Raw genomic sequence first — 22,384 nt, 5'->3', positions numbered from 1 at the left:
GCGGACCGCTCAGAACAGCCGCTCCGGACCGCTCTCGTGCGCCAGCAGCAGCCGCTTGCGCTCCAGCCCACCGCCATACCCCGTCAGATCTCCGTTCGCGCCGACGACACGATGGCAGGGGACGATGATGCCCACGGGGTTCCTGCCGTTGGCGAGGCCGACGGCCCGGGCGGCGCCCGGGGCGCCGAGGCGCTCGGCGAGCTCGCCGTAGGAGGCGGTCCGCCCGTAGGGGATCCGCCGCAGCTCCTCCCAGACGCGGCGCTGGAAGGGGGTGCCCTCCAGCCGCAGCGGGAGGTCGAAGGCGGTGCGCCGGCCCGCGAAGTAGGCGGTCAGCTGGCTGATCGCCTCGGGGAACGGCCCGTCGGGGTCGAGGGGTTCGGCCGCGCGGTCGCCGAAGGTGTCCTGGGGCGGGCGGTGGCGCTGGCCGGTCATGTAGAGGCCGGACAGGACGCCGTCGGTGGCGACGAGCGTGAGGGGGCCGTAGGGGCTGTCGACGACGGTGTGGACGCGGTTCATGGGAGGTCTCCTCACGGGTTGTCCGATGCGGTACCGCGCCCCGAAGGGGCGCGGGACAGTGTCGATAAGCGGCTGCCGCCGCGTGGGCGCGACCGGCCATTGACGGCCCGCAGCCGGGCTACCGCGCTTCCGGCTACCGCGCTTCCGGCGGAGCGGCTTGGGCGGGCATGCGGGCGGCGGCGTGGTCGTCGGCCGACCACAGGTACTGCACGGCGTACGCGCGCCAGGGCCGCCAGGCCGCGGCGTGCCGGGTCAGGGCGGCCGGGGTCGCGGGCAGTCCGGTCCGGGCGGCCGCGCGCCGCACCCCGAGGTCGGTGGCGGGGAAGGCGTCGGGGTCGCCGAGGGCGCGCATCGCGATGATCTCCGCCGTCCAGGGCCCGATGCCCGGCAGCGCGGCGAGCCGCGCGCGGGCGTGCTCCCGGTCGCTGCCGGTGCCGAGGGCGAGTTCGCCGTCGGCGAGCGCCCGGACGGTGCGGACGAGGGTGGCCCGGCGGCCGGCGGGCATGGCCAGGGCGGCGGGGTCGAGGGCGGCGAGCGCCTCGGCGGACGGGAAGAGGTGGGTGAGGCCGGCGCCGGGGCCGCCCTCGGGCGGGGTCACGGGTTCGCCGTGCGCGGCGACGAGCCGTGCGGCGAGGGTGCGGGCGGCGGCGGTCGACACCTGCTGGCCCAGTACGGCCCGTACGGCGAGTTCGTCGGCGTCCACCGTGCGCGGGACGCGGCGGCCGGGGGCGGTGGCGACGAGGGGCGCGAGTGCGGGGTCGGCGCGCAGCCGTTCGTCGACGGCCTCCGGGTCGGCGTCGAGGTCGAGCAGCGCGCGGCAGCGGCTGATGGCGCCCGTCAGGTCGCGGAGGTCGGTGAGGGCGAGCCGGCAGTCGATATGGCCGGGGCGGGGGGCGAGCGCGACCGTGCCCTGCCCGTAGGGGAGGCGCAGGGTGCGGTGGTACGCGCCGTCGCGCCACGCCTCCACGCCGGGGACGGCGGTGGCGGCGAGCAGCCCGAAGAGGTTGTCGGGGCACAGGGGCGCCCGGAAGGGCAGCCGCAGCGCCAGGGTGCCGGGGGTGGCCGGACCCCTGCCGCGCGCGGCGCGGGCGCGCAGGTCGGTGGGGGTGAGCGCGTAGACCTCGCGGACGGTCTCGTTGAAGGTGCGCAGGGCGGAGAAGCCGGCGGCGAAGGCGACGTCGGCCATGGGCAGGTCGCTGGTCTCCATCAGGACGCGGGCGGTCTGGGCGCGCTGGGCCCGGGCGAGGGCGAGGGGTCCGGCGCCGAGCTCGGCGAGCAGCCGGCGTTCGATCTGGCGGGTGCTGTAGCCGAGGCGGGCGGCGAGGCCGCCGACGCCTTCGCGGTCGACGGTGCCGTCGGCGATGAGGCGCATGGCGCGGGCGACGAGGTCGGCGCGTTCGTTCCACTGCGGCGATCCGGGGGCGGCGTCGGGACGGCAGCGTTTGCAGGCCCGGAAGCCGGCCTGCTGGGCGGCGGCCGCGCTGGGGTAGAAGGTCATGTTCCGTTCCTTCGGCGGCACCACGGGGCAGCTGGGACGGCAGTAGATGCGTGTGGTGAGCACGGCGGTGAAGAACCAGCCGTCGAAGCGCGCGTCCTTGGACTGGACGGCCCGTACGCAGCGGTCGAAGTCGGTGTGCATGCCTCAAGGGTCGATCTTCCAGGGGCCCGGTGCTCGCGGAAATCCGACATCAAGGCCGGCGGGCGCCGTCCCCGGTTTGTCAATGATGGTTGACAGCCGCCATTTGTCATCCTAGGTTGACAGCATGGCCGGAACCGAAGCGACGGAATCCAACGACGCGGTGGGCACCACCCAAGCCGCGATGAGCCCGGACCCCCGAGTGGGGCTGCGCGCCGTCGCCGCGCTGCGGCGGCTGGTCGAGCGGCTGGAGGCCCTTCAGATCGACAGCGCGCGCCGGCAGGGCTGGTCCTGGGAGGAGATCGGCGGCGCCCTCGGGGTCAGCAGGCAGGCGGTCCACAAGAAGCACGCCAGGAGGTAGACAGGCATGTTCAACCGGTTCACCAAGGACGCGCGATTCGCGGTCGTCGAGGCCCAGGAGGAGGCGCGCACGCTGGGACACGCGCGGATCGGCACGGAGCATCTGCTGCTGGCGATCGCCGCCCACGCGGCTGCGCCGGCCGGCACCACGCTGGCCCGCTTCGGCGTCACCGCCGAGGGCTGCCGCGCCGCCTTCGACCAGGATCCGGCATCGGCACCGGCATCGGACAGCCACTTCGACGAGGACGACGCGGAGGCGCTGCGCGCCTTCGGCATCGATCTCGACGCGGTACGCGACCAGGCGGAACGGGCGTTCGGGCCCGGCGCGCTGGACGCGCCGCCACCGGCACCCGAACCGGAGGGACGGCGGCTGTTCGGGCTGGGCCGCAAACCCGCCGGAATCGTGGGCCACATCCCCTTCGCGCCCCGCGCGAAGAGGGCGCTGGAAGGCTCCCTGCGCGAGGCGCGGACTCTGAAGAGCGATCACATCGGCCTCGAACACGTCCTGCTGGGCGTGCTCGGCTGCGACGACGAGACGACGGCGGACTACTTCCGGCGCCTCGGCGTGGAGCCCGCGGCGCTGCGCGCCGGGGTACTGGCCGACCTGGGGCAGGCGGCGTAGCCCGCGGCAGGACTGTGCCGCCGGGCCACGGCTTTTACGGTTCCCGGTAGTTGCCAATTGGATCAATCAGTCGTTGGGCCGGTCGTGCCGATGACCGACGCGCGGTGGGCCGCGCGGACCGAGCCGTTGCTCCCGGACCGTACTTCACACGCGACCTCGGATTTCCGGTCGCCTGTCACCCGCATACTGCTGGCCAGCGACGGCCTGACCACCGTCCTGCTCCAGGCACTCACACAAGCGGTCCTCACACCGCGGGTGGACGGCGTCGAGACGACGCCGGGGCGGCATGTGGAGGCGGCCGCGCGCGGGCTGTTGGCCCTGGCGGCGGACGACGAGTGCCTGGTGCGCCGCACCCGCCTGGTCAGCCGTGACGGTGAGGTGGTGTCGGTCAACATCGTGGTGGCGCGGGCCGGTAAGGACCAACGGGTCGACGCGGCGATGCGGGACCGGACCCGGCCCATCGGGTTCGCGTTCGCCGCGGCGGGCCTGCCGATGAGCCGCCGGATCAACCGGACCGGCCTGACGCGGTGGCCGCAATCCCCGGCCACGCACTGCGCTTTCAAGGACTACACCCTGAACGCCGCCGACAAGCCGTGGGCCTATATCCGCGAGCTGTTCAACCCCCGTGTCATTCCGCCCGGGACACGGACCGAGGCGGCGACAGCCGGAGGGCGTGCCTGAGATGTTCCGTGACGCCCTGATCGACGCGCTCTCCGCGAACGACGCCGGCATCGCCGTCCTCGACGGGACCGCGGCCCATTCCTATGCCGAGTTGGACGACTGGTCCTCCTCACTGGCCGCCACGCTGCGCCCGCTGGCGGACACCCCGCAGGACTGCGCCGCGGTGCTCCTGCCCAACGGCGGTTCCTGGATCGCCGCGTATCTCGCCGTACACAAGGCGGGCATGGCGGTGGCACCGGTGAACGCCGTGCTCACCGAGCACGAGATCGCCCGCGTGCTGGAGCACGTCCGCCCCCGGGCGGTGCTGACCGGCCCGGAACAGGCGGACGGCGTCGAGGAACTGTGCACCGGGCGGGGACTGCGCGTGCACGTGATCGCGGTGCCGCCGGAACGACCGGTCGCACGCGGTCCACGCGGTCCACGCGGAGCGGCAGGAGGCGTGAGGCAACGCTCCGGGGCGGACGCCCCCTGCATGGTCATGCACACATCGGGATCGACGGGCGCCTGCCGTCCCCTGGTCCAGACAGGACGGGCGCTCCACCTCGCGACCGGCTTCTGGCGCCACCGGCACCGCGCCCCCGATGACGTGGTGGCCGTCCCCATCCCCCTCGCGCACGCCTACGGCCATCTCGCGGCGGTCTCGACCCTGCTGGCGGGGGCGACGCTGCTGGTCTCCTCCCGTGCCTTCGAGCCGGCCCGGTGGCTGGAGGAGCTGGCCGCCCGCGACGTCACCGTCGTCGAGGCGGTGCCGACCGTCTACCGCGGACTGCTGGAGGCCGCCGACGGGCCGTGGCGGCCGACCGCTCTGCGGCGCTGCCTGAGCGCGGGGCAGCAGACGCCCGCCGACCTGCGCGAGGACTGGCACCGGCGCACCGGCGTCGAGTTGCTGCAGAGCTGGGGGATGACCGAACTCGGCGGCCCGGGACTGAGCCCCACCGCGGATTCCTGCCGGGACAGTGCCGGCGTCCCCGTCCCGGGCCTGGAAGTCCGCGTCGTCGACCACCGGGCAGCCGACGCATCCGGCCGGCCGGCACCGGCCGGCACGGCCGGCGAGCTGTGGGTGCGAGGCGCCCAGGTCACCCCCGGCCGCCGGGACGGCTCCCGGCAGGTGACCCCCGTCACCGACGACGACGGCTGGCTGCGCACCGGCGACCTGGTGCTCCGCGACGAGCACGGCTGCGTCCGCGTCGTCGGACGCTCCAAGGACACCATCATGACCGGCGGGTACAGCGTGGAGCCCGCCGAGGTCGAGGACGTTCTGCGTGCTCACCCCCGGGTCGAGGACGCCGCCGTGATCGCCCGTGCGGATCACCGGCGCGGCGAGGTCCCTCATGCCGTGGTCGTTCCCGGGCCCGGCGGCCGGCCGGACGCCGAGGAACTGCTCGGCCACTGCCGCCGCCTGCTCGCCCGGTACAAGGTGCCCCGCTCCGTCGACTTCGCCGAGCGGCTGCCCCTTTCGGCCACCGGCAAACTCGACCGTGCCGCGTTGCGCGAGCGCTACGGCGCACCCGAGCAGGAGGACATGCCCCATGCCGCCGTATGACGCGACCGGTGAGCGCCTCACCGACGACCCGCCCGTCGTCGTCATCACCGGCGCCACCGGCGGGCTCGGGGCGGCCATCGCCACCGCCTGTGCCGAACGGGGCTTCCGGCTGGCCGTCGTCGCGCGCACCCGCCCGGCGCTGGAGCGCCTCGCCGCCGCGCTGCCCACGCGACCGGGCCGTCCGGTCACACCGGTGTGCGCCGATGTCAGCGACATGGCGGCGGCGGCCGCCGCCATACGGCGGATCCATTCCGACCTCGGCCGCGTCGACGTCCTCATCGACAACGCCGGTGTGGAAGGCCCCATCGGCCTCACCTGGGAGATCCCGGTCGAACAGTGGTGGGAGGCGGTGCGCGTCAACACACTGAGCACCTTCGCCACCGTGCACGCCGTGCTTCCATTGATGATCCGTCACGGTGGCGGCCGCGTCATCAGCATCAGCAGCGCGGCGGGACGGCACCGCTGGCCCACGCTGTCGTCCTACTCCGTCGCCAAGGCCGCGGGCATCACGTTCATCGAGAACATCGCCAGCGAGGCCCGCCCTCACAACGTCCTGGCCTTCAGCCTCCACCCGGGGCTCGTGGCGACCGGACTCACCACGAGCGCGCTGACCGAGATCGACTCGGCCGACCCCTGGCGCCGCCGCCGCGCCCGCTGGATCCGTGCGGAGATCGAGGCCGGGCGGTCCGTTCCGCTCCCCCGGGCGGTCGGCGCCGTCCTCGAACTGGCCACGGGCCCGGCCGCGGCGCTGTCGGGCCGCTACCTGACGGTCGAGGACGTCCACGGCGCGGCCCGGCAGGGGTGAGGATCCCCCTGTCCCGTCACGCGAAGAGCTTGCGCCAGACCGCCCGGGCCGCGTGGTGGCCGGACATGCCGTGCACTCCCGGGCCCGGCGGGGTGGCCGAGGAGCACAGGAAGACGGCCGGGTGCGCGGTGGCGTAGGGGACGCGCGCGAGCCTGGGGCGCAGCAGCAGCCGCAGGCCCGCCACCGAGCCCGTGGCGATGTCGCCGCCGACGTAGTTGGCGTTGCGCGCCGCGAGCTCGGGCGGTCCGGCCGTGGCGCGGGCGAGGACGCGATCGCGGAAACCCGGGGCGAAGCGCTCGATCTGACGCTCAATCACCTCGGTGGCGTCGCCCTCCCAGCCGCTGGGCACATGACCGTAGACCCAGAAGGTGTGTTTGCCCTCGGGGGCGCGGGTGGGGTCGATGATGCTGGGCTGGGCGGTGATGAGGAAGGGGACGGACGGGTCGTCGCCCTCGACGGCGGCCCGCAGCGCCTCCCCGATCTCCCCGAAGGTGGGGCCGACATGGACGGTCCCGGCCCGGCGGGCGGCCTCGGCCGTCCAGGGCACGGGCCCGTCCAGCGCGTAGTCGATCTTGAAGACGCTGGGTCCGTAGCGGAAGTTCCGGTAGGCGTCGCCGAGTCCCGCGATCCGGGCGAGCGCGGTCGGCGAGGTGTCGAAGACGAACGCCCGGGCGGGCGGCAGGTCGTCGAGGTGCTTGACCTCGAAGCCGGTGTGGATGACGCCGCCCAGCTCGCGGAGGTACGAGCCGAGGGCGTCGGCGATGGACTGCGAGCCGCCGCGCGGTACGGGCCAGCCGCACTCGTGGGCGGCGAGCGCGAAGAGCAGGGCCATGCCGCCGGTGCCGAAGCCGCTGAGCGGGGCGATGCCGTGGGCGGCGAGCCCCGCGAGGAGACCGCGGGCCTTCTCGTCGTGGAAGCGGGTCCTGGCCAGCAGTCCGGCGGACTGCCCGGCGACCAGCCCGAAGCGGGCGTAGGTGACCGGGTCGCGGGGCAGCCCGTCCCACTGGGTGCGCAGGAAGTCGGCGGCCACGGTGTCCCAGCGGCCGTGGAAGGGCGCGACGAGCCGGCGGTAGCGGCCCGCGTCGCGCGGGCCGAGCGAGGCGGCGGTCTCGCCGACCTCCCGGGAGAGCACGGCGGCCGTCCCGTCGGGGAAGGGGTGGGCGAGCGGCAGCTCGGGGTGGATCCACTCCAGGCCGTGGAGGTCCAGCGGCATGCCCGCGAAGGCGGGCGAGCGGACCGCGAGGGGGTGGACGGCGGAGCACGGGTCGTGCCGGAAGCCCGGCAGGGTCAGCTCCTCGGTGCGGGCACCGCCCCCGATGGCGTCGGCGGCTTCGAAGACCTCGACGGCGAGGCCGCGCCGGGCGAGTTCCACGGCGGCGGTCAGCCCGTTGGGCCCCGCCCCCACGACCACGACGTCGAGCATGGTGGCCACCGGCGCTCCCCTCGTCTCCCCTTTGGTCAGCCGGCGGACGCCAGCAGACCCAGGATATGCCGCAGCGTCTTCTCGTCCCGCGCGGCGCTGAAGGGAAGGGCGTTGCCCCCGGTGATCCGGAAGGGCTCGTCCGCGACGGTGGCGCTCGCCCCGCCCGCCTCGGCGACCAGCAGCAGTCCCGCCGCGTGGTCCCAGGCGTTCTCCCAGGAGAAAGCCGTCGAATCCAGGGTGCCCCGGGCCACGGCCAGGTACTCCAGCCCCGCCGAGCCACAGGGGCGGGGGGCGACGCCGTCGGTGAGCAGCGTCCCCAGGACGCGCTTCTGCTCGTCGGTGGTGAAGTCGTAGTGCGAGGTCGCGACCGTCAGATCGCGGCCCGGCTCCGGGGAACCGGAGCGCAGCGGTACGCCGTTGAGCACCGCTCCCCGGCCGCGCCGGGCGACGGCCAGCTCGTCGAGCGCGGGGGCGTACGTCCAGGAGACCAGCAGCTCGCCACGGTGGGCGAGGCAGACGAGGGTGGCGAAGCCGGGGTCGCCGTGGACGAACTGGCGGGTGCCGTCGACCGGGTCGACGATCCACACCGGGGCGTCCCCGCCGAGGGCGTCGAGCACGGACGGGTCGGCGTGCACGGCCTCCTCGCCGACCACCACCGAGCCGGGCAGCAGGGCGGTGAGGGCGTCGGTGAGCTGTTCCTCGGCGAGCCGGTCGGCGACGGTGACGAGGTCGTGCGGGCCGTTCTTCTCCACGATCTCGTCCGCGGCGAGCTGCCGGAAGCGCGGCAGGATTTCGGTCGCGGCCGCCTTGCGGACCGCCTCCTCGACCTCGCGGAGGTCGCCCTCGAGGAAAGCGGCGAGGGACTTTTCGATCGTCTGAACCATATGAATATCGAACCACGTGGGGTCGACCACCGGTGGTGTGGCGATGGCCTCACGATGATGTTCCGGTGAACGCCTGGTCACCGCCGCCTCGTGGACCCCTCACCGTCCCACCGCGTACCCCTGCATCCCGCGCGGATTGGCCGCCGCCGACAGCACGCCCGTCTCCGGGTCGCGTGCCACCGCGCACAGCCGCCCCTCCGACCACGGCCCGCCGACCGTCACGTCGTGCCCCCGGCGGCGCAGCTCTGTGATGAGGCTCTCCCCGAGCCGCGATTCGACGGTGACGGCGCCGGGGCGGGCGACGCGCGGGAAGAACGAGCCGGGGAAGCCCTCCTGGTGCCAGTTGGGCGCGTCGATGGCGCCCTGGAGGTCGAGCCCGCCGCGCACCTCGGGGCGCAGCGCGACGGCGAGGAAGAAGTGGAGCTGCCACTGGTCCTGCTGGTCGCCGCCGGGGGTGCCGAAGGCCAGGACGGGCTCCCCGCCGCGCAGGGCCAGGGACGGGGTGAGGGTCGTGCGCGGCCGGCGGCCGGGGGTGAGGCTGTTCGGCAGGCCCTCTTCCAGCCAGGTCATCTGGAGCCGGGTACCGAGGGGGAAGCCGAGCCCGGGCACGACGGGGTTGGACTGGAGCCAGCCGCCGCTGGGCGTCGCGGAGATCATGTTGCCCCAGCGGTCGACGACGTCGAGGTGGCAGGTGTCCCCGGAGGTCGCGCCGTCGGGGCCGACGGTGGGTTCTCCGGCGCCCGCGCGGACGGGCGGGACCTCGCCCGCCGGGACCCGGGCCAGGCGCGGGACGCGTCCCCCGGGGCTGCCGGGGCGCAGCTCGTACGAGGCGGTGGCGCCGATCAGCTTCCGGCGTCCGGCGTTGTACGCGTCCGACAGCAGTGTGTCCAGTGGTACGTCGCCGGTGGCGTCGCCGTACCAGGCCTCGCGGTCGGCCATGGCGAGCTTGCTTCCCTCGATGAGGGTGTGGACGTAGTCGGGCGTGCCGTAGGCGGGCGGCCGCTCGGGCAGCAGGGCCAGCTGCTGGAGGAGGACGGGGCCCTGCGACCAGGGGCCGGCCTTGCAGACGGTCCAGCCTTGCCGATCGAAGGTGACGGGGTCCTCGTAGGAGGCGTGGTGGCGGGCGAGGTCGTCGCCGGTGAGGGTGCCCGCGTGGCGTTCCCCGGAGGTGTCCAGGGTGGGGCGGGCGGCGGACCGGACGAGGGCCTCGGCGATGAAGCCCTCGCGCCAGACCCGGCGGGCGGCGTCGATGCGCGTCTCACGGCCGGGCCCGGCCGCCTCCGCCTCGGCCAGGAGCCGGCGCCAGGTGGCGGCGAGGGCGGGGTTGCGGAAGAGGACGCCGGGGGCCGGGGGCCTGCCGCCGGGCAGATAGAGGGCGGCGGAGGACGCCCACTCCGGCTCGGTCTCGAACAGTTCCCTGACGGTGGCCACGGTCGCCCCGACCCGTTCGACGGGCGCGTGGCCGTGCTCGGCGTAGCCGATGGCGTACTCGAGCACGTCGCGCAGGGGCTTGGTGCCGTAGTCGCGCAACAGCAGCATCCAGGCGTCGAAGGCGCCGGGCACGGCCGCCGCCAGGGGGCCGGTGCCGGGGACGAGCTCCAGGCCGAGCGAGGTGTAGTGCGCCACGCTCGCCCCGGCGGGTGCCGGGCCCTGGCCGCACAGCACCCGCACCGGTCCCCCGGCGGGGGCGAGCAGCGCGGGCACCTCACCGGCCGGTCCGTTGAGGTGCGGCTCGACGACGTGCAGCACGAACCCGGCGGCCACGGCGGCGTCGAAGGCGTTGCCGCCGCTCTCCAGGACCGCCATCGCGGACTGGGAGGCCAGCCAGTGGGTGGAGGACACCATGCCGAAGGTGCCCTGGAGGGTGGGGCGGGTGGTGAACGTCGGGAACATGCGTCCCAGGAAACCCTTAGGAGGGCAGATCCTTCAACCACTGTGCGACACCGCCGTGATGGGAGCACGTGCCCCTGCGGTGCGCGGAGTAGGAGGCCGAGCCGTCGTTGCAGATCGCGGACGCGCCCGCGTGACCGCCGGTCGAGGACGAGCCGCCGGTGGAGGACGAGCCGCCGGTGGAGGTCGTGCCGGTGGAACCGCCGCCGGAGTGGTCGCTTCCGCCACCGGTGGAGGACGTCCCCTCGCGGGGCGCCGGGGCCGCGGTCGTCGGGGACGCGCTGCTGGGCGAGGGCGAGGGCGCCGGCGACGACGGCGCGGCCGAGGTCTCCTCGGCCGACGGCGTCGCGGACGGTGTGGCGGGCGCCGAGGTGGTGGCGGTCGGCCCGGTGTCCGCGGCCTTGCCGGAGTCGTCACAGGCGACCGTGCCGAGTCCCAGGGTCAGCGCGACGGCGAGGGCCGCGCCGGCCCGTCTCGCTCTGCGGGTCAGGGCCATGCTCATGTTCGGGTTCCCCCTCGAACGAACTGCTGCGCGGAACGCTTCCGCGCATGGCCCCGCACCCGGTCGCGAGCCGGCGCCCGGCAGACCGGGAGAGCGAGTGGGGGGAGAAAGAGCGTTACCTGTGGGGTACACACAGTGTAGGCGGATCAACCGCAGGAGTGACACCAGATGGTGGCGATACGGTTGATTCCGCAGTCGGCCGGGTGGCCGACCGGAGAGAACGAGCGGGAGGACACGGCCGTGCACGGCGAATACAAGGTTCCGGGCGGCAAGCTCGTCGTCGTGGACCTGGAGGTCGAGGACGGCGCACTGCGCCACGTCAGGGTCGCGGGTGACTTCTTCCTCGAACCCGACGAGGCGCTGCTCGACATCAACCGCGCCCTGGAGGGCGCCCCGGCCGACACCCCCGCCCCGGAGCTCGCCGCCCGCATCGACGCGGCGCTGCCCGAGGGCACCGTGATGTTCGGCTTCTCCTCCGAGGCCGTGGGCATTGCGGTGCGGCGGGCGCTGGCGCAGGCCACCGACTGGCACCACTATGAGTGGCAGCTGATTCACGACGGCCCCCAGTCCCCCGCCCTGCACATGGCGCTGGACGAGGTGCTGACCGCCGAGGTCGCGGCCGGGCGTCGGCCGCCCACGCTGCGGGTGTGGGAGTGGGCGTCCCCGGCCGTCGTCATCGGCAGCTTCCAGTCGCTGCGCAACGAGGTGGACCCGGAGGGCGCGGAGCGCCACGGGATGACGGTGGTGCGCCGGATCAGCGGCGGCGGGGCCATGTTCATCGAGCCGGGCAACACCATCACCTACTCGCTGTGCGTGCCGGACGCCCTGGTGCAGGGCCTGTCCTTCGCCGACAGCTACGCCTACCTCGACGACTGGGTCCTCGGCGCGCTGGAGGGCATGGGCGTCAAGGCCTGGTACCAGCCCCTCAACGACATCGCCACGGAGGCGGGCAAGATCGCGGGCGCCGCGCAGAAGCGGGTGGTGTCCGGCCGCGGCGCGGTGCTGCACCACGTGACGATGGCGTACGACATCGACGCGGACAAGATGCTCGATGTGCTGCGCATCGGCAAGGAGAAGCTTTCCGACAAGGGGACGAAGTCCGCGAAGAAGCGGGTGGATCCGTTGCGGCGGCAGACGGGGTTGGCACGGGAGGCCGTCATCGAGCGGATGGTGGCCTCGTTCCGGGGGCGGTACGGGCTCGCCGACGGTGCCGTCACTCCGGAGGAGATGGCGCGGGCGGAGGAACTGGCCGCGACGAAGTTCTCCTCGGAGGAGTGGACGGCGCGCGTGCCGTAGGGAGTGGTGCCCCGGCCCCGCCCTTTCGCGCCGGGCGGGGCCGGCCCGGTCGGGTGGGCCGGACCGCTGGGCCGGGCGGCTCACACCTGTGCCATGCCGCCGTCCGCGAAGAGTTCGACGCCGGTGATGAAGCTGGAGGCGTCGCTGGAGAGGAAGACCGCGGCCTTTCCCATCTCGCGCGGGTCGGCGATCCGTCCGGTCGGGTTGCCCTCTCCCATGGTCCTGACGGCGGCCTCGACGTGGTCGGCTCCCTGTGCCATCGCCAGTGCGCTGCGCAGGGAGTCGGTGTCGACCGCGCCGGGGCTGAGGATGTTCATTCGGATGCCTGATCCCTTGGTGTCCTGGATCCAGGCCCGGATGAAGTTGCGTACCGCGGCCTTCGAGCCGCCGTACAGGCTCATCCCTCGTGGAGGCTGGATGGACGCCGTGGAGCCGATGACGACGACGGTGCCGCCGGGCGACAGCAGCGCGAGCGCGGGCTGGACGGTGAACAGGACGCCCTTGGCGTTGACGTCGAAGGTCCGGTCGAACTGCTCCTCGGTGATCGCCCCGAGCGGGGCGTGCGCGCCGATCCCGGCGTTGGCCACGACCGCGTCGAGCCGCCCGTGACGCTCCTTCACCTGTCGGTAGGCGGCCTCCATGTCCGCGAGCTTGGTGACGTCGGCCACGATCCCCGAGCAGTTCGGTCCGATCGCCGCGACCGCCTCGTCGAGCGCCTCCTGGTGCAGGTCGGTGATGACCACGCGGGCGCCGTTGGCAACGAACTCCTGGGCGATGCCCAGGCCGACCCCGGACGCGCCGCCCGTGACGACGGCGACCTTTTCCACGAGCGAGAGGCTCATCTTCTTCTCCTCTGATTGTTTCCCGGGACTGGAGGCCGTGACCGCGCGACGTCGGGGTGCGGGACGCGGGCACGCGTGCGTTCGTGTGCGGTCGGCGCGGGCCCGCATGCCCTAGAGTGGAAGTGGAGGCGCCTCCAGTTCCCTTTACCGTAAGTGGAGGCTCCGCCGGTTAGCAAGCCGGGACGAGTAGGAGACCGCGGATGGCCGGAGAGACAGGGCGCCCGCTACGGGCCGACGCGCAGCGCAATCGGGACAAGATCCTCTCGGCCGCGGTGCGCGTCTTCGCCGAAGAGGGACTGGAAGCGCACCTGGAGCGCATCGCCAAGGAGGCCGGCGTCGGTTCCGGCACGCTCTACCGCAACTTCCCCACCCGGGAGGCCCTCGTCGAGGCCGCCTACCGCAACGAGCTGATCCGGCTCTGCGACGCCGCCCCCGACCTGCTGTCTTCACTGGCCCCGCGTGAGGCCCTGCGCGCCTGGACGGGCCGCTTCATCGACTACGCGACCGCCAAGCTCGGCATGGCCGACGCCCTGCGCGCCCTCGTCGAATCCGGCGCCAACCCCTACGCCCAGAGTCACGAGATGATGATGGCCGCCCTGACCTCGCTCCTGACCGCCGGCGTCGAAGCCGGCACCATCCGCTCCGACATCAGCGCCGCCGATATGTTCGCCGCCCTCACCGGCATCGCCCTCACCTCGGGAAAGCCGGAGCAGCGAGAGCAGGCCGAACGCCTCCTCGACCTCACCCTGGACGGCCTGAGTACCGACCGGCGCTGACTGCCGGCCGGGATGCGCCGTTGGAGCGCCGGGCAGGACTGGCCGGCCATCCACCAACTCCCCACCTGAGCAACCCGGCCACATCACGAGTTCAACCTCGTCTCCCGGGGCTCCGCCCCGGACCCCGGTCCTCGAACGCCGACGGGCTGAATTCAGCCCGTCGGCGTTCGAGGGCACCGCGAGCTCACCCCAGCGCCGGAATCAGATGCTCCCCGTACGCGTCGATCGTCGCCTCCTTCGCGTCGTGCATCGCGTAGAGCGCGAACTGGTCGACGCCCAACTCCCGGAGCTGCTCCAGGCGTTCGCGGTGGGCGGCCACCGGGCCCAGGAGGCAGAAGCGGTCGACGATCTCGTCGGGGACGAAGTCCGTCGAGGGGTTGCCGGCCCGGCCGTGGTGGCTGTAGTCGTAGCCGGAGCGGCGCTCGATGTAGTCGGTGAGGTCGTCGGGGACGGCGCCGGAGTGGGCGCCGTAGCGGGTGACGAGGTCGGCGACGTGGTTGCCGACCATGCCGCCGAACCAGCGGCACTGTTCGCGGGCGTGGGCGAGGTCGTCGCCGACGTAGGCGGGGGCGGCGACGCAGATGGTGACGGAGGACGGGTCGCGGCCCGCGTCGGCGGCCGCGGCGCGGACGGCCTTGACCATCCATTCGGTGAGGAAGGGGTCGGCGAGCTGGAGGATGAAGCCGTCGGCCTCGCGGCCGGCCAGGGCCAGGGCCTTGGGGCCGTAGGCGGCCATCCACACGGGCAGCCGGCCGTCGCGGATCCAGGGGATCCGCAGAGTCTTGCCGTCGCCGACGTCGGCCTCGCGGCCCTCCGCCAGGTCGCGGATGACGCGCATCGCCTCGCCGAGCGTGGCGAGGGTGTTGGGCTTGCGCCCGGCCACCCGCATCGCGGAGTCGCCCCGGCCGATGCCGCAGACGGTGCGGTTGCCGTACATGTCGTTGAGGGTGGCGAAGGTGGAGGCGGTCACCTCCGGGGTGCGGGTGGAGGGGTTGGTGACCATGGGGCCGACGACGAGGCGCTCGGTGTGTTCCAGGATGCGGCTGTAGATGACGAAGGGCTCCTGCCACAGCACGGCGGAGTCGAACGTCCAGCCGTAGCTGAAGCCCGCGCCCTCGGCGCGTCTCATGAGGTCCACGACGGCGGTGGCGGGCGGGTCGGTCTGGAGGACGAGGCCGAAGTCCACGTGCGGGGTGCTCCTTACGCGTTACGGGAGGTACTGGCAGGTGGTGCGGGGGACGTAGCGGCCGTGGCCCGCCCGGCCGGTGAACCGCCGCCGGTCGATGACGGTTTCGCCGCGCGAGAGGACGGTCTCCACCTGCCCGGTGATCTGTTTGCCCTCGTAGGCCGAGTAGTCGACGTTCATGTGGTGGGTGGACGCGGAGAGCGTCTGCCGCGCGTGCGGGTCGTAGATGACGATGTCGGCGTCGGCGCCGGGGGCGATGGTGCCCTTGTGGGGGGCGAGGCCGAACATCCGGGCGGGCGCGGCGCAGGCGATCTCGATCCAGCGGCGGCGGGAGATGTGGCCGTCGACGACGGCCTGGTGGAGGAGGTCCATGCGGTTCTCCACGCCGGGCAGCCCGTTGGGGATCTTCGAGAAGTCGCCCCGGCCCAGCTCCTTCTGGCCGGAGAAGCAGAAGGGGCAGTGGTCGGTGGAGACGACCTGGAGATCGTCGGTGCGCAGCCCGCGCCAGAGCGCGGCCTGGTGCTCGCGCGGCCGCAGGGGTGTGGAGCAGACGTACTTGGCGCCCTCGAAGCCCGGTTCGGCGAGGTTGTCGGTGGAGAGGAAGAGGTATTGCGGGCAGGTCTCGCCGAAGACCGGGAGGCCCTTGTCGCGGGCCTGCGCCAGCTCGGCGACGGCTTCCTCGGCCGAGACGTGCACGACGTAGAGGGGGCTGCCGGCGACGCGGGCGAGCTGGATGGCCCGGTGGGTGGCCTCGGCCTCCAGGAGGGTCCTGCGGACCTCTCCGTGGTAGCGGGGGTCGGTCCTTCCCGCCGCCAGGGCCTGTTCGACGAGGACGTCGATGGCGATGCCGTTCTCGGCGTGCATCATGATCAGCCCGCCGTTGCCGGCGGCCCGTTGCATCGCGCGCAGGATCTGCCCGTCGTCGCTGTAGAAGACGCCCGGGTAGGCCATGAACAGCTTGAAGGACGTCACGCCCTCCCCCACCAGCAGGTCCATCTCCTTGAGCGAACTCTCGTGCACATCGGAGAGGATCATGTGGAAGGCGTAGTCGACGGCGCACCGGCCGTCCGCCTTGGCGTGCCAGGCGTCCAGTCCGGCGCGCAGGGACTGCCCCCGCGACTGGACGGCGAAGTCGACGACCGTCGTCGTACCGCCCCAGGCGGCGGCGCGGGTGCCGGTCTCGAAGGTGTCCGAGGCGGCGGTGCCGCCGAAGGGCAGCTCGAAGTGGGTGTGGGCGTCGACGCCGCCGGGGATGACGTATTTCCCCGTGGCGTCGATGACGCGGTCGGCACGCCAGCCCCCGGCGCAAGCGCTGTCCGGGGCGGCCAGCGCCGCGACCTTGCCGTCCTCGATCAGGACGTCCGCGGTGATCTCGTCGGCGGCGGTGACGACGAGTCCGCCGCTGATGAGTGTGGTGGTCATGGCATCTCCTCGGCGGCGAGGTCCTGCTGGGCGCGCCTCAGCGACTCCTCGAGGATCGCGGCGCCCTCCTCGGCCTCCGCGACGGTGAGCGTCAGGGGCGGGGCGATGCGCAGGGTGTTGCCCTCGCGGCCGCCCTTGCCGATCAGCAGGCCCCGCTCCCGGGCGTGTTCGAGGGTGCGGGCGGCGGCGCGCGGGGACGGCGATCCGTCGCGTCCGACGAGCTCGACGCCGGCCATCAGCCCCCGGCCGCGCACCTCGTGGACGATGGACAGGCCCGCGCCGATGGCGCGCAGCCGCTCCAGGAGGAGGCCGCCGACGCGGCGGGCGTTGCCCTGGAGGTCGTGCTCGATCAGATAGGTGAGGTTGGCGAGGCCGGCCGCCATGGTGACGGGGCTGCCGCCGAAGGTGGAGATGGAGTTGGCGCCGAGGCAGTTCATGACGTCGGCGCGGGCGACGACGCCGCCGATGGACATGCCGTTGCCGATGCCCTTGGCGAAGGTGAGCAGGTCGGGCGGACCGCTCGCGGCGTGGGCCTGCCAGCCCCAGAAGTGGTCGCCGGTGCGGCCCCAGCCGGTCTGCACCTCGTCGGTGATCCACAGGATGCCGTGGCGCTTCAGGACCTCGCGGAAGGCGGCGTAGAGCCCGTCGGGCGGCGCGGTGAAGCCGCCGACGCCCTGGACGGGCTCGGCGATCAGCGCGGCGACGGTGCCGTGCGCCTGGCCCAGCACGTCCTCCAGGTCCGCCACGCACGCTTCGATGAACTCCCCGTCGCTCAAGGAGGCGTACGGCCCCCGGCCGCGGACGCCGCCGTGGACGTAGAGCGTCTGGAGCGGCGAGAGGCTGGTGGGCGACCAGCTGGTGTTCCCGGTGATGCCGACCGTGGAGAAGGAACGGCCGTGGTAGCTGTTGCGCATCGCCAGGATCTGGTTGGACCCGCGGTAGGTGGTGGCCAGCAGCAGCGCGGCGTCGTTGGCCTCGGTGCCGGAGGTGGTGAAGAAGACCCGGGCGTCGGGGATGCCGGACAGGCTCGCGACGCGCTCGGCGAGCTCGACCATGTGGCGGTCGAGGTAGAGGGTGGAGGTGTGGAGGATGCGGCCGGCCTGCTCGCTGACGGCCTTGGTGACCTCGGGGAGGGCGTGGGCGGTCATCGTGGTGAGGATGCCGCCGAAGAAGTCGAGGTAACGCTTTCCGGAGGCGTCCCAGACGTACCGGCCCTCGCCGTGGGTGAGCTCCAGCGGCTCGTCGTAGTAGAGGGCGAGCCAGGAGGGCATCACGGCCCGGTGGCGGTCGTGGAGCGGGACGGCGGGGCTCATGGCCGCACCAGCCCGTCGTAGGCGTCGGGGCGGCGGTCCCGGTAGAACGCCCACTGCCGGCGCACCTCGTCGATCACGCCGAAGTCGAGGTCGCGGACGAGGAGTTCCTCCTTGGTGTCGCTGGCCGGGTCGCCGACGAGCTGCCCGCGCGGGTCGACGAAGTAGGAGGTGCCGTAGAAGTCGTTGTCCCCGTACTCCTCCTGGCCCACGCGGTTGATCGCGGCGACGAAGTACTCGTTGGCGACGGCGGCCGCGGGCTGTTCGAGCCGCCACAGGTGGGAGGAGAGGCCCCGTGAGGTGGCCGAGGGGTTGTAGACGAGCTGGGCGCCCGCGAGGCCGAGGGCGCGCCAGCCCTCGGGGAAGTGGCGGTCGTAGCAGATGTAGACGCCGATCCGGCCGACGGCCGTGTCGAAGACGGGCCAGCCGAGATTGCCGGGCCGGAAGTAGTACTTCTCCCAGAAGCCCTTGAGCTGGGGGATGTGGTGCTTGCGGTACTTGCCGAGATAGCGGCCGTCGGCGTCGATGACGGCGGCGGTGTTGTAGTAGAAGCCGGAGTCCTCGATCTCGAAGACCGGCACGACGATCACCATGCCGGTCTCGCGGGCGAGGTCGCTCATCCGGCGGACGGTGGGGCCGTCCGGGACGGGCTCGGCCCAGCGGTAGTGCTCGCTCTCCTGCACCTGGCAGAAGTAGGGGGCGTTGAAGACTTCCTGAAAACCGATCACCTTGGCGCCCTGCGCGGCGGCGGCGCGGGCGTGCTCCTCATGCTTGGCGATCATCGACTCGGTATCGCCGGTCCAGGTCGCCTGGACCAGTGCCGCACGGACAACGTTGGTCATGAGCTGCTCCTCAGCCGGGGCTTCGAACAGGCTGCCGTACGCGGAAGATCCGCGTGTGCATGCGACCGTAGGTCCCGTCACTCCCCGTGGCAAGACCATCGCGCATGTCCCGCACCCTCGCATATTGGAAAGGCAGCCTTGCAAGGCTGCCTTTCTTTCTCCTAGGGTGACCGTATGACAGCCACCACGCTCGACCCGACGACCGCCCTCGTCCTCGTCGACCTCCAGAAGGGCATCGTCGCCCTGCCCACCGCCCACCCCGCTCCCCCGGCCGGCGCCGTCGTCGAGCGCGGCGCGCGCCTCGCCGCCGCCTTCCGCGAGCGCGGCCTGCCGGTCGTCCTGGTACGGGTCACCGGCGCCGCGCCCGGCCGCTCCGAGGCCCCGCCGCGCTCCGGCCGGCTCCCGGCCGACTTCGCCGAGCTGGTGCCCGAGCTCGGCCGCCAGGACACCGACATCGTGGTCACCAAGCACACCTGGGGCGCCTTCCACGCCACCGACCTGGACCTCCAGCTGCGCCGCAGGGGCGTCACGCAGGTCGTGCTCGCGGGCATCGCGACGGGCGCGGGCGTCGAGTCCACCGCCCGCGCGGCCCACGAGCACGGCTACCACGTGACCGTCGCGACGGACGCCGTCACCGACCCGGACCCCGAGGCACACCGCTTCTCCGTGGAGAGGGTCCTCCCGCGCCTGGCCGAGACGGACACCACGGACAACATCCTCGCGCTGCTGCCCGGCTGACCGGACGGGCCCGTGCGGGCTACCCCACGTGGGCGGCGTACAGCACCAGCGCGGCGGCGACGAGCGCGTACGCGGCCAGCCCGATCCAGGCGCCGCGGTGGTGGATCCGCTCCGCCCGCACCGGGTCGCCGCCCCTGACGGTCCAGCGCCAGGACAGCACGGTGGCCACCACCGCCAGCAGCACGTAGACGAGCGTCAGCAGGTGCAGCGCGTCGATGAGCGTCAGCCCGACCGTGCTCGTGACGACCTGGCTCACCTGCTGGAGGTTGAGCATCACCACGAACAGGCCGCCGCCCAGCAGCGCCAGCCGGCTCTGCATCGAGTCCAGCCGCTCGGCCATGCCCAATTCCTTGCCGTGCGTGGGCAGCAGGAAGGCGGCGGTGGCGAGGAGCACCATGAGGTAGAGCGGCCCGGTCAGCCGCCAGAAGGCCGTGGGGTCGTCGCGGGCCAGGTCCATCTCGACGACCAGCCTGCTGCGGGTGCTGCCCTTGCCCCGGGTGAGCGTGGCGTCGCCGAAGTTCGTCGGGAAGTGCTGTTCGACCGAGGCCAGATGGAAGCCGGTGAGCTTCCAGCCGTCGGGGGCGATCCCCTCGTTCGCGCCCGAGTCCTCGTTGTCGGGGGTGAAGCGGAACTTGTCGACCGTCGTGCGGGACGTGATGTTGATCGTGATCCGGTGCCGGTCGTAGGGGAAGGCGCGCAGGTCCCAGTCCTGCCGGAAGACGCCCTGGATCCGCACCAGGTCCCGGAACATGCCACCCTCCTCCGTCACCGAGGGCTCGCTCTTCTCGGCGTTGCTGGAGTTGGTGAACGCCACGTCGGGCAGCGGGTCCAGCTCGCGCTTCGGGCAGACGCTCCACACCGTCAGCCGCGCCGAGAAGGCGTTCTTGGCGGGGTCGAGATCGTAGAGATCGCTGAGATAGGCGCCGACCCGGCAGGTCGGGGCCTCCTTCGCCGAACCCGCCTCCATCGGTGCGGGTTTCGCCGAAGCCGTGCTCGCCGGGGACGCGCCCGCGGTGCCGGCTGCCGACAGCCACACCGCGAACGCGCCGATCAGTACCGCCAGGACCCGTGTCAACCGCCGTCGTCCACTCATGACATCAGTGATCGTGGCCCGGCGGCGGCCGCCCCAATCCGCCCCCGGTCCGGCGCGGGAACGCGCGGCACCCGCGCGCGGAGGGGCCGTCAGCGCACCGGCGGCTTCCCCTCGGGCCTCACCACCATCGCCGAGCCGCCCCCGCGCCGGCTCTTCTCGGCCGCGGCCAGCCAGCGCCCGTCGGGCAGCCGCTGGACTCCGGTGGCGGCGCCGATCTCCGGATTGAGCTTGAACACATGGCCCTTGGCCTCCAGCCGGCCGCGCAGCGGGCTGTCCCACAGCCCCGGCTCCAGCTCGGTGGCCGCCGCGTTGCGCTGGCTGGCGCGGGGCGCGGCGATGGCGTCGCCGAGCGGCATGCCGCGGTCCACGTGGTTGAGGAGCGTCTGGAGCACGGTGGTGATGATGGTGGCGCCGCCGGGCGAGCCGAGGGCGAAGGCGGGCCTGCCGTGCTCCAGGACGATCGTGGGCGACAGGGACGAGCGCGGGCGCTTGCCCGGACCGGGCAGGTTGGGGTCGTGGACGCCCGGGCTGACGGGGGCGAAGGAGAAGTCGGTCAGCTCGTTGTTCAGCAGGAAGCCACGCCCCGGCACGGTGATGCCACTGCCGCCGGTCTGCTCCAGCGTCAGGGTGTACGCGACGACGTTGCCCCATTTGTCGGCGACCGTCAGATGGGAGGTGTTCTCCCCCTCGTACGGCGTGGGCGCGGCCCAGCCGCCCGTCGCGCAGGCCGAGCCCGGGCGGCGCGGGTCGCCGGGCGCCAGCGGGCTGGTGAGCGCCGCGCCGTCCTTGATCAGGCAGGCGCGCGAGTCGGCGAAACGCTGGGAGAGCAGGCCCTGGACGGGCACCGATTCGAAGGCGGGGTCGCCGACCCAGCGGTTGCGGTCGGCGAAGGCGATCCGGCTGGCCTCGATGTAGCGGTGCAGATACGTCTGCTGGGGCAGCCGGTCGAGCTCGGAGTTCTCCAGGATGTTGAGGGCCTCGCCGACCGTCGTCCCGCCGGAGGAGGAGGGGGCGATGCTGTAGACGTCCAGCTCGCGGTAGGAGGTGTGGGTGGGCTCCTGCTTGCGCACGCTGTACGCGCGGAGGTCCCGCTCCGTCAGGTCGCCGGGCCGGGCCACGCGTCCGGAGGCCGGGTCGACGGGCGGCTTGCGCACGGTCCGCACCAGGTCGCGTCCCAGCGCGCCCCGGTAGAGGGCGGCCACGCCCTGGTCGGCCAGCAGGCCGTAGGTGCGGGCGAGGTCGGGGTTGCGCAGCGTCGAGCCGACGGCGGGGGGCTTGCCGCCGGGCAGGAAGATCTTGGCGGTGGCGGGGAAGTCCTTGAAGCGGTCGTAGTTGTCGGCGGTCTGCTTGCGGAAGGTCTCGTCGACGGTGAAGCCGTCGCGGGCCAGCCGCCGGGCGGGCGCCAGGACCTGGCCGAGGCTGCGGCTGCCCCAGGAGCGCAGGGCCGTGTCCCAGGTGGCGGGGGTGCCGGGGGTGCCGACGCTCAGGCCGCTGGTGACGGCGTCGGCGAAGGGCAGCGGGTGGCCCTTCTCGGTGAACAGGTCCTTGGTCGCGCTGAGCGGGGCGCGCTCGCGGCCGTCGATGGTGCGGACCTTGCGGGACTTGGCGTCGTAGTAGACGAAGTAGCCGCCTCCGCCGATGCCGGCGGAGTAGGGCTCGGTGACGCCGAGGGCGGCGGCGGTGGCCACCGCCGCGTCCACGGCGTTGCCGCCCTTGCGCAGCACCTCTATGCCCGCGGCGGAGGAGTCGGCGTCGACGCTGGCCACGGCGCCCCCGTAGCCGACGGCCACGGGGGACTTGGCGGGTGTGCGGGTTGCCTCGCCGGCGGGGGCGGGGGATGCGGCCGATGCGGCGGACGCGGCGGGTGCCGCCAGGGCCCCGGCGACGAGCGCGGCGGTGACGGCCAGAACGGGCAGGCTCCGGCGGGGGTTCGGTCTGGCGAGGGCCATGAGTGCCTCCGTGACGGACGAACGGGCCCCGGAGCCTACTCGCGGAGCGCGGCCGCCGACAGGGCACT

General features: G+C 73.4%; 21 protein-coding genes. 8 read left to right on the top strand and 13 right to left on the bottom strand.

What is annotated here, in order from left to right; genetic code table 11:
- Positions 1-9: 9 nt before the first annotated feature.
- Both ACFYZR_RS28270 and ACFYZR_RS28265 read right to left on the bottom strand, forming a co-directional pair.
- Positions 10-516, bottom strand: coding sequence for a methylated-DNA--[protein]-cysteine S-methyltransferase (locus tag ACFYZR_RS28270; protein ID WP_391915123.1), 507 nt, complete (start codon positions 514-516; stop codon positions 10-12).
- 133 nt (positions 517-649) lie between these two features.
- Complete coding sequence (locus tag ACFYZR_RS28265; protein ID WP_391915121.1) at positions 650-2,155, bottom strand: DNA-3-methyladenine glycosylase 2 family protein; 1,506 nt, start codon at positions 2,153-2,155, stop codon at positions 650-652.
- A gap of 124 nt (positions 2,156-2,279) precedes the next feature.
- Here ACFYZR_RS28265 and ACFYZR_RS28260 point away from each other — a divergent pair, with 124 nt between their 5' ends.
- The 5 genes from ACFYZR_RS28260 to ACFYZR_RS28240 all read left to right on the top strand — a co-directional run bounded on the left by ACFYZR_RS28260 (position 2,280) and on the right by ACFYZR_RS28240 (position 6,163).
- A complete protein-coding gene (locus tag ACFYZR_RS28260) occupies positions 2,280-2,513 on the top strand; it encodes a hypothetical protein (protein ID WP_361699386.1) in 234 nt (77 codons plus the stop codon).
- 6 nt (positions 2,514-2,519) lie between these two features.
- Positions 2,520-3,134 (top strand): Clp protease N-terminal domain-containing protein, encoded by a 615-nt coding sequence (locus ACFYZR_RS28255; RefSeq protein ID WP_391915118.1) that lies wholly within the window; start codon positions 2,520-2,522, stop codon positions 3,132-3,134.
- 90 nt (positions 3,135-3,224) lie between these two features.
- Complete coding sequence (locus tag ACFYZR_RS28250; protein WP_391915117.1) at positions 3,225-3,815, top strand: hypothetical protein; 591 nt, start codon at positions 3,225-3,227, stop codon at positions 3,813-3,815.
- Position 3,816: 1 nt separating this feature from the next.
- On the top strand, positions 3,817-5,358 hold the full coding sequence (locus ACFYZR_RS28245; protein ID WP_391915229.1) for a class I adenylate-forming enzyme family protein: 1,542 nt from the start codon (positions 3,817-3,819) through the stop codon (positions 5,356-5,358).
- On the top strand, positions 5,345-6,163 hold the full coding sequence (locus ACFYZR_RS28240) for an SDR family NAD(P)-dependent oxidoreductase (RefSeq protein ID WP_391915115.1): 819 nt from the start codon (positions 5,345-5,347) through the stop codon (positions 6,161-6,163). Before ACFYZR_RS28245 ends, ACFYZR_RS28240 begins: the two co-directional genes overlap by 14 nt.
- A gap of 16 nt (positions 6,164-6,179) precedes the next feature.
- On the opposite strand, the gene ACFYZR_RS28235 is transcribed toward ACFYZR_RS28240, so the two are convergent.
- The 4 genes from ACFYZR_RS28235 to ACFYZR_RS28220 form a co-directional block, all read right to left on the bottom strand.
- Complete coding sequence (locus tag ACFYZR_RS28235; protein WP_391915228.1) at positions 6,180-7,586, bottom strand: phytoene desaturase family protein; 1,407 nt, start codon at positions 7,584-7,586, stop codon at positions 6,180-6,182.
- A 35-nt stretch (positions 7,587-7,621) separates the two neighbouring features.
- Positions 7,622-8,470: an inositol monophosphatase family protein gene (locus ACFYZR_RS28230; RefSeq protein ID WP_391915113.1), complete on the bottom strand. Its 849-nt coding sequence runs from the start codon at positions 8,468-8,470 to the stop codon at positions 7,622-7,624.
- Between the two features lie 99 nt (positions 8,471-8,569).
- Positions 8,570-10,363 (bottom strand): gamma-glutamyltransferase family protein, encoded by a 1,794-nt coding sequence (locus tag ACFYZR_RS28225; protein WP_391915111.1) that lies wholly within the window; start codon positions 10,361-10,363, stop codon positions 8,570-8,572.
- A 16-nt stretch (positions 10,364-10,379) separates the two neighbouring features.
- Positions 10,380-10,862 (bottom strand): DUF3761 domain-containing protein, encoded by a 483-nt coding sequence (locus ACFYZR_RS28220; protein ID WP_391915109.1) that lies wholly within the window; start codon positions 10,860-10,862, stop codon positions 10,380-10,382.
- A gap of 240 nt (positions 10,863-11,102) precedes the next feature.
- Here ACFYZR_RS28220 and ACFYZR_RS28215 point away from each other — a divergent pair, with 240 nt between their 5' ends.
- Positions 11,103-12,158, top strand: coding sequence for a biotin/lipoate A/B protein ligase family protein (locus ACFYZR_RS28215; RefSeq protein ID WP_391915225.1), 1,056 nt, complete (start codon positions 11,103-11,105; stop codon positions 12,156-12,158).
- A gap of 80 nt (positions 12,159-12,238) precedes the next feature.
- On the opposite strand, the gene ACFYZR_RS28210 is transcribed toward ACFYZR_RS28215, so the two are convergent.
- Positions 12,239-13,000: an SDR family NAD(P)-dependent oxidoreductase gene (locus tag ACFYZR_RS28210; RefSeq protein ID WP_391915107.1), complete on the bottom strand. Its 762-nt coding sequence runs from the start codon at positions 12,998-13,000 to the stop codon at positions 12,239-12,241.
- Positions 13,001-13,200: 200 nt separating this feature from the next.
- Here ACFYZR_RS28210 and ACFYZR_RS28205 point away from each other — a divergent pair, with 200 nt between their 5' ends.
- Positions 13,201-13,776, top strand: a complete 576-nt coding sequence (locus tag ACFYZR_RS28205) for a TetR/AcrR family transcriptional regulator (protein WP_391915105.1) — start codon at positions 13,201-13,203, stop codon at positions 13,774-13,776.
- 184 nt (positions 13,777-13,960) lie between these two features.
- On the opposite strand, the gene ACFYZR_RS28200 is transcribed toward ACFYZR_RS28205, so the two are convergent.
- Genes ACFYZR_RS28200 through ACFYZR_RS28185 form a run of 4 tightly spaced genes read right to left on the bottom strand, consistent with a single transcriptional unit; the run spans position 13,961 to position 18,536 of the window.
- Positions 13,961-14,962 carry a TIGR03842 family LLM class F420-dependent oxidoreductase gene (locus ACFYZR_RS28200; RefSeq protein ID WP_391915103.1) on the bottom strand — a complete coding sequence of 334 codons (1,002 nt, stop codon included), beginning with the start codon at positions 14,960-14,962 and terminating at the stop codon, positions 13,961-13,963.
- A gap of 21 nt (positions 14,963-14,983) precedes the next feature.
- Positions 14,984-16,384, bottom strand: coding sequence for a dihydropyrimidinase (gene hydA, locus ACFYZR_RS28195; RefSeq protein ID WP_391915101.1), 1,401 nt, complete (start codon positions 16,382-16,384; stop codon positions 14,984-14,986).
- Positions 16,381-17,697 carry an aspartate aminotransferase family protein gene (locus tag ACFYZR_RS28190; RefSeq protein ID WP_391915099.1) on the bottom strand — a complete coding sequence of 439 codons (1,317 nt, stop codon included), beginning with the start codon at positions 17,695-17,697 and terminating at the stop codon, positions 16,381-16,383. Before ACFYZR_RS28190 ends, hydA begins: the two co-directional genes overlap by 4 nt.
- Positions 17,694-18,536, bottom strand: a complete 843-nt coding sequence (locus ACFYZR_RS28185) for a nitrilase-related carbon-nitrogen hydrolase (protein WP_391915097.1) — start codon at positions 18,534-18,536, stop codon at positions 17,694-17,696. The genes ACFYZR_RS28190 and ACFYZR_RS28185 overlap by 4 nt, the downstream gene beginning before the upstream one ends.
- A gap of 174 nt (positions 18,537-18,710) precedes the next feature.
- On the opposite strand from ACFYZR_RS28185, the gene ACFYZR_RS28180 reads away from it, so the two are divergent.
- Entirely contained in the window at positions 18,711-19,274 is a 564-nt protein-coding gene (locus ACFYZR_RS28180) for an isochorismatase family protein (protein ID WP_391915095.1), read from the top strand.
- A 19-nt stretch (positions 19,275-19,293) separates the two neighbouring features.
- Here ACFYZR_RS28180 and ACFYZR_RS28175 read toward each other — a convergent pair whose 3' ends face one another.
- Both ACFYZR_RS28175 and ggt read right to left on the bottom strand, forming a co-directional pair.
- The gene (locus ACFYZR_RS28175; RefSeq protein WP_391915094.1) at positions 19,294-20,367 is read right to left on the bottom strand and encodes a hypothetical protein; all 1,074 of its coding nucleotides are present in this window, start codon (positions 20,365-20,367) and stop codon (positions 19,294-19,296) included.
- A gap of 89 nt (positions 20,368-20,456) precedes the next feature.
- The gene (gene ggt / locus ACFYZR_RS28170; RefSeq protein WP_391915092.1) at positions 20,457-22,316 is read right to left on the bottom strand and encodes a gamma-glutamyltransferase; all 1,860 of its coding nucleotides are present in this window, start codon (positions 22,314-22,316) and stop codon (positions 20,457-20,459) included.
- Positions 22,317-22,384 lie beyond the last annotated feature (68 nt).

Origin of the sequence: Streptomyces sp. NPDC001678 (assembly GCF_042892945.1) — a bacterium.
Lineage (GTDB): Bacteria > Actinomycetota > Actinomycetes > Streptomycetales > Streptomycetaceae > Streptomyces.
The sequence above is the reverse complement of the archived record's forward strand: the minus strand, read 5'-3'. Positions and strand labels throughout refer to the sequence as shown.

Excerpts from the sequence above, each read along its gene's own strand:
- ACFYZR_RS28270 (WP_391915123.1), bottom strand. The coding sequence starts at position 516 with ATGAACCGCGTCCACACCGTCGTCGACAGCCCCTACGGCCCCCTCACG.
- ACFYZR_RS28265 (WP_391915121.1), bottom strand. The coding sequence starts at position 2,155 with ATGCACACCGACTTCGACCGCTGCGTACGGGCCGTCCAGTCCAAGGAC.
- ACFYZR_RS28260 (WP_361699386.1), top strand. The coding sequence starts at position 2,280 with ATGGCCGGAACCGAAGCGACGGAATCCAACGACGCGGTGGGCACCACC.
- ACFYZR_RS28255 (WP_391915118.1), top strand. The coding sequence starts at position 2,520 with ATGTTCAACCGGTTCACCAAGGACGCGCGATTCGCGGTCGTCGAGGCC.
- ACFYZR_RS28250 (WP_391915117.1), top strand. The coding sequence starts at position 3,225 with ATGACCGACGCGCGGTGGGCCGCGCGGACCGAGCCGTTGCTCCCGGAC.
- ACFYZR_RS28245 (WP_391915229.1), top strand. The coding sequence starts at position 3,817 with ATGTTCCGTGACGCCCTGATCGACGCGCTCTCCGCGAACGACGCCGGC.
- ACFYZR_RS28240 (WP_391915115.1), top strand. The coding sequence starts at position 5,345 with ATGCCGCCGTATGACGCGACCGGTGAGCGCCTCACCGACGACCCGCCC.
- ACFYZR_RS28235 (WP_391915228.1), bottom strand. The coding sequence starts at position 7,586 with ATGCTCGACGTCGTGGTCGTGGGGGCGGGGCCCAACGGGCTGACCGCC.
- ACFYZR_RS28230 (WP_391915113.1), bottom strand. The coding sequence starts at position 8,470 with ATGGTTCAGACGATCGAAAAGTCCCTCGCCGCTTTCCTCGAGGGCGAC.
- ACFYZR_RS28225 (WP_391915111.1), bottom strand. The coding sequence starts at position 10,363 with ATGTTCCCGACGTTCACCACCCGCCCCACCCTCCAGGGCACCTTCGGC.
- ACFYZR_RS28220 (WP_391915109.1), bottom strand. The coding sequence starts at position 10,862 with ATGAGCATGGCCCTGACCCGCAGAGCGAGACGGGCCGGCGCGGCCCTC.
- ACFYZR_RS28210 (WP_391915107.1), bottom strand. The coding sequence starts at position 13,000 with ATGAGCCTCTCGCTCGTGGAAAAGGTCGCCGTCGTCACGGGCGGCGCG.
- ACFYZR_RS28205 (WP_391915105.1), top strand. The coding sequence starts at position 13,201 with ATGGCCGGAGAGACAGGGCGCCCGCTACGGGCCGACGCGCAGCGCAAT.
- hydA (WP_391915101.1), bottom strand. The coding sequence starts at position 16,384 with ATGACCACCACACTCATCAGCGGCGGACTCGTCGTCACCGCCGCCGAC.
- ACFYZR_RS28190 (WP_391915099.1), bottom strand. The coding sequence starts at position 17,697 with ATGAGCCCCGCCGTCCCGCTCCACGACCGCCACCGGGCCGTGATGCCC.
- ACFYZR_RS28185 (WP_391915097.1), bottom strand. The coding sequence starts at position 18,536 with ATGACCAACGTTGTCCGTGCGGCACTGGTCCAGGCGACCTGGACCGGC.
- ACFYZR_RS28180 (WP_391915095.1), top strand. The coding sequence starts at position 18,711 with ATGACAGCCACCACGCTCGACCCGACGACCGCCCTCGTCCTCGTCGAC.
- ACFYZR_RS28175 (WP_391915094.1), bottom strand. The coding sequence starts at position 20,367 with ATGAGTGGACGACGGCGGTTGACACGGGTCCTGGCGGTACTGATCGGC.
- ggt (WP_391915092.1), bottom strand. The coding sequence starts at position 22,316 with ATGGCCCTCGCCAGACCGAACCCCCGCCGGAGCCTGCCCGTTCTGGCC.